This is a genomic window from Halomonas sp. BC04, assembly GCF_000568385.1.
Map to the genome: position 1 here is coordinate 1 of NZ_AZQX01000317.1, position 9407 is coordinate 9407.

Sequence of the window (9407 nt, forward strand, 5' to 3'; positions counted from 1 at the left end):
ACCCCAGCTATTGTCACTTTGGTATCTAAATGTTTACAGGTTTAAATGCTGTTCCAGGAAGGCAATATTTTTGCTATACGATTTAATGCGTTACGCTTAATATCTAGTTTATCGGTAGCGTTACAGTTCATCTCACATGTCCACTCTTCGCGTCACAGGAGCTGAACATGGAAGTCAGCATGATTTCCGTGAGGAGCAAAGAGGCGGTATCAGGCAGCAAAGATGCGCTGTTGTATCAGGGAAGCCAGGGTCTTTGTGGCATCTGCCGCGGTGGTATCCAGGTGAACCAGATGCTGACGCTCTTCCGCGTCGAAGGGTTCGAACAGCGACTGCTGGCGCCGCAACACCTCCAGACTGACCCGTGGCAAGACCCCCTGGCGCTGGGCACGCCTGACGATACGCGCCTTCAGGGTCTCGTCATCGGCCTCGAAGCTGACGATCAACACCGGCAGACCGCGCGCCTCTGCCTGATGGCAGAGCAGCTCGCGCTGGTCGCGAGCAAGGCAGGTGGCATCCACGCAGGTGATGAAGCCCGCGTCGAGCAGGGTCCCGGCGAGTTCCGCCAGGCGCTGATAAGTGCGAGTGGTGGCGTTGCCGGTAAAGATATCCACAGGCGGTTCCGCGCCCGACGCCTGTGGATGGATGCCGAACAGCCGCCGCCGCTCGACATCCGAACAGAGTCTCACCGCCCCCAGGCTCTCGACCATGTTGGCGGTAAAACGACTCTTGCCGCTTCCGGAAACCCCTGCCCCGATGATCAGAGGCGGAAAGCGGAACACCGATATCTTCTCCGCCAGGGCAAGATAGCGTCGACTCATCGCCACGGCATCGGCAATACGCGCCAATGGTTCTCCCGGGGTCATTCCGGCTCGACGTTGCAAGGCCCGCCGGGCGCCAGACAGGGCACGAACCACCTGGAGTACCGACAGTATCCTGGTCAGGCCATAGTCACCGGACAACAGCAGGTAGCGGTCCAGGGCACGATTGGCCAGCCGGGTTTCACCACGAATCGCCAGACCCACCAGTAACGCCGCCACATCGAACCCTGAATCGAGAGATCGCGAAGTGAGGGCATCGTCAGGGTCGAGATCAAGGGCATTGATCATGACCAGCCGCTGATTGTCGCACAGCGCCATCCGTGGATGCCCCGAGGCCCAGCTGGGCCTCGGTTCTCCTCGCTCGGCAAAGCAACTTTGAAGCCGCACCAACTCCTGATCCAGCCACTCTCGCAGACAATCGAGTTGTACCAGATCCTCCTCACCCTGCATCAGCGCCTCCAGGGCGCCCATCTCGTCGTCGATCAGAAGACGGGTCGAGGCCAGGCACGTCGAGGGACCAGAGTTTGACGGTGCATCGTGACTAGACCGGTGGCCCACCACCAGCGAGTCGACCAGCTCATCCAGGCTGAGAGCACCGGAAGAGTGATAGGTCGACGTCACTGATGGCTTGGCCATGAGAGCTCCTCGAAATAGCGCTTCGAAACCGCTTCCCGATCAGCCCTCACGAACCCGGTCGAAGGCCTTGACCGCAGCATCCAGGGTCACCTGGATATCCTCGGGACTGTGGGCGCTGGACATGAATCCCGCCTCATAGGCGGACGGGGCCAGATAGACACCCTCGTCCAGCATCGCCGAGAAGAAGCGACGAAAGGCATCGGCATCGCAGGCCGTGGCCTGGGCGAAGTTATCGACCCGGGACTGGCCCGTAAAGAAGAGCCCGAACATGCCGCCGACACGCTGTGTGATCATATCGACACCGGCGGCATCGGCGCGTTCCTGAAGGCCATGACAGAGTGTCTCCACCCGCTGGGCCAGAGCGTCGTGGAAGCCCGGCTCACGCAGCTTGGTGAGCAGGGCGATGCCGGCAGCCATGGCCAGAGGGTTGCCCGACAGCGTTCCCGCCTGATAGACCGGCCCCAGCGGGGATATCTGCTCCATGACCTCGCGCTTGCCGCCGAAGGCCCCCACCGGCATGCCGCCGCCGACGATCTTGCCCAGGCAGGTCAGGTCGGGCTCGATGCCGTAGTGGGCCTGGGCACCGCCCATGGCGACCCGGAAGCCGGTCATCACCTCGTCGAAAATCAGCACGCTGCCATATTCGGTGCAGACCCGACGCAGGGTCTCCAGAAAGCCCGGCTGCGGCGGAATGCAATTCATGTTGCCGGCCACCGGCTCGACAATGATGCAGGCGATCTCGCTGCCGATCTCCTCGAAGCAGGCCTCGACGGCATCGAGATCATTATAGGAGAGGGTGATGGTGTGTTCGGCCAGCGAGGCGGGCACACCGGGCGAACTGGGCTCGCCATGGGTGAGTGCACCGGATCCGGCCTTCACCAGCAGCGAATCGGAGTGGCCATGGTAGTTGCCCTCGAACTTGACGATCTTGTCACGGCCGGTGAATCCTCGCGCCAGGCGAATGGCCGACATGGTGGCTTCGGTGCCGGAATTGACCATGCGCACCATTTCGATGGAGGGAATCATGTCGCAGATCAGGTCGGCCATGGTGGTCTCGATGGCCGTCGGCGTGCCGAAGGAGAGGCCATTGTCGAGACGGTCCCGAACGGCGCCAAGTACGTCGGGATCGGCATGGCCGGTGATCATCGGCCCCCAGGACCCGACATAATCGACATAGCGCTTGCCTTCGACGTCATAGAGATAGGCACCCTGTGCCCGTTCCATGAACACCGGCGGCCGATGCAGGCCCTTGAAGGCGCGCACCGGGGAATTGACGCCTCCGGGTATGTGACGGCAGGCCTGTTCGAAGAGCTGTGCGGATGTGGTCATGAAAGCCTCTTTGCTGTCGCTGAAACAATGATCGAAAGGCATCCCGCCTGATGCTTCCAGGCTGTGGATAGAATCTGGGATAACCTTTTCATGAATACTGGATAACCCGTGATCTGCGGTCATGTCACGGGAATCGGTCAAGCGTCGGGTCATTCTGTCTGCCCCAGGGGTACATGGCCAGTCCGGACGACTGCCAAGCTGCCTCTCCTTGCCACCGGTCAAGTGGAAGGAGCCACTGTCGATTCGTCGGGGCAATGACTGGTGGCTACCCGGGCACCACCCGTCGGCCAGTGCCTGCCAGGTGAACGACTGGGCCTGCTCGCAGGCATCCCTCAGCGCCTCGCCCCCCGCCAGCCGCGCCGCCAGCGCTGCGGCAAGGGTGCAGCCAGAGCCATGATAGTGGCCCGACAGCCGGGGCCATCGCCAGCAAACACTCGCCTCACGAGAATACAGTACCTGTTGAACCTGGTCTGACGGCACCTCTCCGTCAGGGTCATCGGTTCCCGTCACCATCAGCGCACGACAACCGAGCGCCAGCAGTCGCTCCGCCCGGGCTATATCGTCGCTCGCCTCGCTACCCGCCAGGCGTGCCAATTCCAGCCGATTGGGTGTCAGAATATCCACCAGCGGGAGCAATCGCCCACGAAACGCATCCAGCAGAGCGGTTGTGGATAACTCACTTCCTCCCCCCGCCTTGAGCACCGGATCGACCACCACCGGGACCCCCGGGTGGGCGCGAACGATATCCACCACGGCATCCAGTACGTCGACACTCGCGATCAGGCCCACCTTGATGGCTGCGATGGAAAATTCACCGAGAGCGTCGCCCATCTCGCGGATCAGTCGAGCGTCGACCGGCACCACGCGATCGACGTCACGGCAGTTCTGTACCGTCAGCGCGGTCGGGATCGTGACGCCCCAGCCGCCGCAAGCCGCCACGGCTTCGCTGTCGGCAACCAGCCCGGCGCCGCCGGTGGGGTCATGTCCCGCCATTATCAGCACGACCGGTGGAGATGACATGCGTTCGCCCATGTCAGAACGGCTTGAGGACGGCAAGAAGGACGATGGCCAGCAGCGCGATCACCGGCAACTCATTGAACCAGCGGAAGTAGACGTGGCTGCGCTTGCAGCGCCCATCGGCAAACTGTTTCAGGTAGATCAGACAGACATGGTGGTAGATCACCAGCAGCAGGACGAGCAGCAGCTTGACGTGCATCCAGCCCATGCCGAGCCAGTGTGGCATCAGGTAGAGCAGCCAGATGCCCAGTCCCAGCACGGCGATCATGGAGGGCGTCATGATGCCACGATAGAGCTTTCGCTCCATCACCATGAAGTAATCGATGGCCTGCTGCTCGCCCTTGTCGCGGGCCATGGCATGGTAGACGTAGAGTCGCGGCAGGTAGAACATCGCCGCGAACCAGGTGATCACGGCAACGATGTGCAAAGCCTTCAGCCACAGGTACATGAGGTCTCCTGACGGGGGCGAGTCGATGAGATATCGATCATGGGAGCGAATGCCTGCTCAAGGGAATGACTACTTGAGCGAATAGTAACGTTCAATGGCACCGCGGGTGATGATACCGGAAATCCGCTTCTGCTTGGGTCTATGCCCATGCTCCACATAGAGCGCATCCACCGCCTGGTCGTTGAGACGCTCGAAGGCCTCCGACAGCGTCGCCTGCAGGTGGATCGGTGCCATCTCCAGTCGCTGGCCGGGCACCTCCAGCAGATCGATCAGCTCGCTGGCGGTTTCGACCTCCTCGGCCAGTTGCTCGTCCATCAATGCCCGAGCCAGATCCGCCGCCTTGAGCGCCAGGGTCGGCTTGTCATCGGTCGAGCGCATGATCAGTATCCATACCGGCTTGGCGTCGAGCAGGGCGCGAGCCTGCTCCTTGGTCACCATGCGTTGGGTGCGCACCAGGCTGCGCTCCATCACCGCGGGCACCGACACCCGGGAAAGGGCTTGCATGAGTGGCTGCTGCAGGGGGTGTAACCCCTGGCGGGTCACACTGACGAAAAAGCCGTCACATCGGCATAGCTGACGGGCCGTCAATCCGGAGACAACCACCGCCAGCATGCCGGGAAGAATGATATTGGGATTGTGGGTGAGCTCGAGCAGCGCCATCAGTGCGGCGAGCGGCGCCTGGAGTACCGCTCCCATCATCGCCGCCATGCCCAGCATGGCATAGAAACCCGGTTCGGCCGCCAACTGGGGCCACAGCTGGGCCCCGACCAGGCCGGCGAGGGCTCCCGCGGCGGCGCCCACCACCAGGACCGGGCCGATGATGCCAATGGGAATGCCGCTGGCCACGGTAAGACCGGTCAGCAGCAGCTTGCCCAACACCAGAGCAAACAGCACATCCACGGCCAGGTGACCGGTCAGCGAGGCATCCAGGCTGTCATAGCCGATACCCTGTACCTCGGGATACCACCAGGCCACGCCAGCCGTGGCCACCGCCACGAGCATCAGTCTCAGCCACACCGGTAGCTCCCGGATGGTGGAACTTTTCGCCACATGAATGAAAAGACCCGCCAGCAAGCCGATGAACAGCGCCGTGACCACGATCCAGGGCAGGTTCATCAGCGACCCCATGCTGACGCTGGGCACCTGGAAGGCGGGCTCCGATCCGTAGACCAGCATGGCCACCAGCGCACCCATGGTGGAGGCCAGGATCACTGGCATGAAACCGACGATGGTGTACTCCAGCATCACCACTTCCATGGCGAAGATAACCCCCGCGATGGGCGTGTTGAAGGAGGCCGAGATACCCGCCGCAGTGCCACAGGCAACCAGCACCCGCAGGCTGTTGTGGGGAAGTCGCAACCGCTGACCAATTCCGCTCGCCGCCGCCGCACCAAGATGGATGGCAGGGCCTTCACGGCCCGCCGACAAACCGCCGATCACCGAGACCACGCCGACCCACCATTGGTTGATCCAGTTGCGCAGGGGGAAGCGACCCTGGTGATAGGAGAGGCGCTCGATGACATGGCCCACCCCCATCTTGCGAGCGGCCGCGGGCTGGCGCCACAGGAAGATGCCGATGATCAGGACCGCCAGCAGGGGAAGGGAAGAACGCACCAGCGGCGAGAGTCCCTCGAAATTCTCGGGGTCGCCGTCGGGCATGAAGGTCAGTGCTCCCAGGTCCAGCAGCAGGCGGAATCCGACCATCACGGCGCCGGTCAACAGTCCGGACAACACGCCCAGCACGCAGAGCTGAGGCAGGGCGTCCACATTGGCCAGCTTGCGGCGAAATCCTTCCAGGGTCAGGTCGGGCAGTGACGGGCGCGGCACGGCGGTTTTCCTGTCGAAGAGTTTTCCGGGGACGGCTGGGTCGCAGCCCTCTCTCTTGTGTATCATATTCGGACAGAGTGATCCCAGTGTCAGGGCATGTGGCCAATCTCTCCAAGGCTTAACAAGCTGTGGCCCAACAAGAGGAGTCCATCGTGATCAAGGTCGGAATCGTCGGCGGCACCGGTTATACCGGCGTCGAACTGCTCAGGCTGCTGGCTCAGCACCCCGGTGTCGAGGTCGAGACCATCACCTCGCGATCCGAGGCGGGCATGGGCGTCAGCGAGATGTATCCCAACCTGCGCGGCCATTACGATGACCTGGCCTTCAGCGAGCCTGATGCCGTGCGGCTGGGCGCCTGCGATGCAGTGTTCTTTGCCACCCCCCACGGTGTGGCCCACACCCTGGCCGCGGAACTGCTGGCCAAGGGCACCCGCATCATCGACCTCTCAGCGGACTTCCGGCTACGTGACGCCGAGGAGTGGGCGAACTGGTATGGCCAGCCCCACGGCGCGCCTGAATTGCTCGATGAAGCCGTCTACGGGCTGCCGGAGATGCACCGGGAGCGCATCCGCCAGGCGCGCCTGATTGCGGTACCCGGCTGCTATCCCACCGCCGTGCAGCTCGGCCTGATGCCGCTGCTCGAAGCCGGCCTGATCGACACCGGCCACGTCATCGCCGACTGCAAGTCCGGCGTCACCGGTGCCGGCCGCGGTGCCAAGGTGCCCTCACTGATGGCAGAAGCCAGCGAGTCGATGAAAGCCTACGGCGCCGCCGGCCATCGCCATCTCCCGGAAATTCGCCAGGGCCTCGGCGACGCTGCCAAGGGGCCGGTGGGCCTGACCTTCGTGCCACACCTAACACCAATGATCCGAGGCATCCACGCGACGCTATACGGCAGGCTGACCCGTGATCCCGGCGATCTGCAAAGCCTCTTCGAGTGCCGCTTTGCCGCCGAGCCCTTCGTCGACGTCATGCCGGCCGGCAGCCACCCGGAGACCCGCAGCGTCAAGGGGGCCAACGTCTGTCGCCTGGCAGTCCATCGTCCGGGCGACGGCGACACCGTGGTGGTACTGGCAGTGATCGACAACCTGGTCAAGGGGGCCTCCGGCCAGGCGATCCAGAACCTCAACCTGATGTTCGGGCTCGACGAGCACGCAGGGCTCGCGGCACCGGCATTGATGCCCTGACCTCGTATAGGGCACCGAGGGAAGGGCGCAGAGGAGGTCCTACGCCATGGATGGCGTCGGTAGCGTACAGGGATGTATTCACAGCGCCTCCTCGCAGCCCTTCCCTCGGGATAGCCCGAACGGCCTATCGAAAAGTTGACCCTTTTGCTAGGGATTAGGGATAATCCCCTGTTAGCCATTCATTCAAGCTCAGGGAGGTGCCCATGAGCGGCGCAGAATCTTTCGTGCCCACTCCCATGATGCTCTCCGACAGTGCCAGAAAACGACTGCAGGCGCTCATCGAGGAGGAAGGCAAGCCGGTGCTCAAGCTGCGGGTCTACGTGACCGGCGGTGGATGTTCGGGCTTCCAGTATGGTTTCGACTTCGCCGAGGACGTGGCGGAGGACGACGCCTGATCGAGTTCGGAGAAGTGGCCCTGGTGGTCGACGAACTCTCCTACCAGTACCTGGTCGGTTCCACCGTGGATTACGAAGAGGGCCTGGCCGGCGCGCGCTTCCTGGTCCGCAACCCCAACGCCACCACTACCTGCGGCTGCGGCGCGTCCTTCATGGTCTAGGCCATGAAGGGCTCAGGCCTTATCGTGGTACTCTCCCCAACTTGATGCGTTTCGGGATTCTAACCATGTCAAATGGAGTGAATTCCTTGAAAAACGTCCTATGACGGGGAGTTTAAATGAAACGTTCCTGGTTCCCTTCACCTTCATTCAAGCGAACCCTCCTGGCCTCTTCCCTGGCACTCGGCCTTGGATCTTCCGCTGCCGCCCTGGCCGACAGACCCTCCATCAAGGTGGTCACCGACCCCAGTTTCGTCCCCTTCGAGATGCTGGACCCCGCTACCGGCGAGATGATCGGCTTCGACATGGACATCATCAATGAAGTCGCCGAACGGGCCGGTTTCAAGGTCGACCTGACCACCATGGAATTTGCCGGCATCATCCCGGCAGTTCAGTCCGGCAGCCAGGAGATCGCCATCGCCGGCATCACCATCACAGCGGAGCGCGCCGAGATCGTCGACTTCTCTGCCCCCTACTACGATTCCGGCCTGCAGATCATCGTAAGAGCCGACAACGACAGTGTGGAGACCATCGAGGATCTCGCTGGACTCGCCGTCGCCACCCGCATCGGTTCGACCAGCTACGACTTCCTGCAAGAGGCCTTGGGTAACAGGGCAGACATCACCCCCTACCCGGGTAACAGCGACATGTACATGGCGCTGTTGGGACACAATGTGGACGCCGCCTTCTATGACGCACCCAACGTCTCCTACTTCTCCCAGACTCGTGGCGAAGGCCATACCAAGGTCGTTGGCCCCCTCTACGAAGGCCAGCAGTACGGCATCGTTTTCCACAAGGGCAGCCCATGGGTCGAACCGGTAAACGAGGCCCTCGCCGAAATGCAGGGTGACGGCACCTATGATGCGATCTTCGAGAAGTGGTTTGGCGAAGCTCCCGACGACGAATGATCCAGAAGGCTGATTGGCCCATTCGAGTGACGGCGTTCCGTTCGGCTCCCCAGGGAATGAGCGCACCCAGCACTACCCTCCGCGGGTGCTGAAGCACCCAATCAGCACGTCTTGCTTGAGAAAAAACGGAAAAAAAGGCCCTGTCGGGTTATCGACAGGGCCTTTTTTTGCCTGTGGATAGTATTTTTTGCTCAGGCTCCCTTTTCACGCTGAAAGCACCACCACAGGGGCATTCTCCTATCATCGCTCGGCTTGTTCACAGCCATGGTGACAAGAGCGGTAGCCGGCGGTGGACAAGCGGTGCAGGATTCCACCTGTGCGTAACCCTGGATTTCATCCACAGGCTCACCACCGGTCGCCCTCAGGAGGCACGCCTCATTTCACGGTACTAGTCAACAATACAGATCATTGAAAAACATAGGAGTTATTCGGTTATCCACAGAAATTGTCCACACCAGTAGTAACAACATCAACAGAACTACCTTTAAATCATACTATTAATTTAATGAAAATCTTGTACCTCAAGGTCGTTTGGCTGAGCGGGTGTGGAAAACCCCTGACGGTTACCCACAGGAGGTTTATACTGCGAGGCTGATTTTCATCCCCTACGCAATATCTGCGCGGAAGCGCAATGAGGTGCACCTTGGATTACCCCGACCGCTTTGACGTCATCGTCATCGGCGG

At 61.6% G+C, this 9407-nt stretch carries 6 protein-coding genes and 2 pseudogenes; 3 read left to right on the forward strand and 5 right to left on the reverse strand.

Annotation, left to right across the window (positions count from 1 at the left end; genetic code table 11):
• Positions 1 to 209 precede the first annotated feature (209 nt).
• The 5 genes and pseudogenes from Q427_RS21390 to Q427_RS21405 form a co-directional block, all read right to left on the reverse strand.
• Positions 210 to 1454, reverse strand: coding sequence for an AAA family ATPase (locus Q427_RS21390; protein ID WP_043517151.1), 1245 nt, complete (start codon positions 1452 to 1454; stop codon positions 210 to 212).
• Between the two features lie 39 nt (positions 1455 to 1493).
• The gene (gene hemL / locus Q427_RS32685; protein ID WP_043517165.1) at positions 1494 to 2783 is read right to left on the reverse strand and encodes a glutamate-1-semialdehyde 2,1-aminomutase; all 1290 of its coding nucleotides are present in this window, start codon (positions 2781 to 2783) and stop codon (positions 1494 to 1496) included.
• Between the two features lie 243 nt (positions 2784 to 3026).
• A pseudogene (gene thiD / locus Q427_RS32690) lies at positions 3027 to 3815 on the reverse strand (bifunctional hydroxymethylpyrimidine kinase/phosphomethylpyrimidine kinase); the annotation flags it as partial.
• Position 3816: 1 nt separating this feature from the next.
• On the reverse strand, positions 3817 to 4248 hold the full coding sequence (gene hemJ / locus Q427_RS21400; RefSeq protein WP_043517153.1) for a protoporphyrinogen oxidase HemJ: 432 nt from the start codon (positions 4246 to 4248) through the stop codon (positions 3817 to 3819).
• A gap of 69 nt (positions 4249 to 4317) precedes the next feature.
• Entirely contained in the window at positions 4318 to 6075 is a 1758-nt protein-coding gene (locus Q427_RS21405; protein WP_043517159.1) for a chloride channel protein, read from the reverse strand.
• A 152-nt stretch (positions 6076 to 6227) separates the two neighbouring features.
• On the opposite strand from Q427_RS21405, the gene argC reads away from it, so the two are divergent.
• The 3 genes and pseudogenes from argC (at position 6228) to Q427_RS21420 (ending at position 8723) form a co-directional block, all read left to right on the forward strand.
• Complete coding sequence (argC, locus tag Q427_RS21410; protein WP_043517160.1) at positions 6228 to 7262, forward strand: N-acetyl-gamma-glutamyl-phosphate reductase; 1035 nt, start codon at positions 6228 to 6230, stop codon at positions 7260 to 7262.
• A 203-nt stretch (positions 7263 to 7465) separates the two neighbouring features.
• Positions 7466 to 7818, forward strand: a pseudogene (erpA, locus tag Q427_RS21415) (iron-sulfur cluster insertion protein ErpA).
• A gap of 116 nt (positions 7819 to 7934) precedes the next feature.
• Positions 7935 to 8723, forward strand: a complete 789-nt coding sequence (locus tag Q427_RS21420) for a transporter substrate-binding domain-containing protein (protein WP_043517163.1) — start codon at positions 7935 to 7937, stop codon at positions 8721 to 8723.
• Positions 8724 to 9407: the final 684 nt, after the last annotated feature.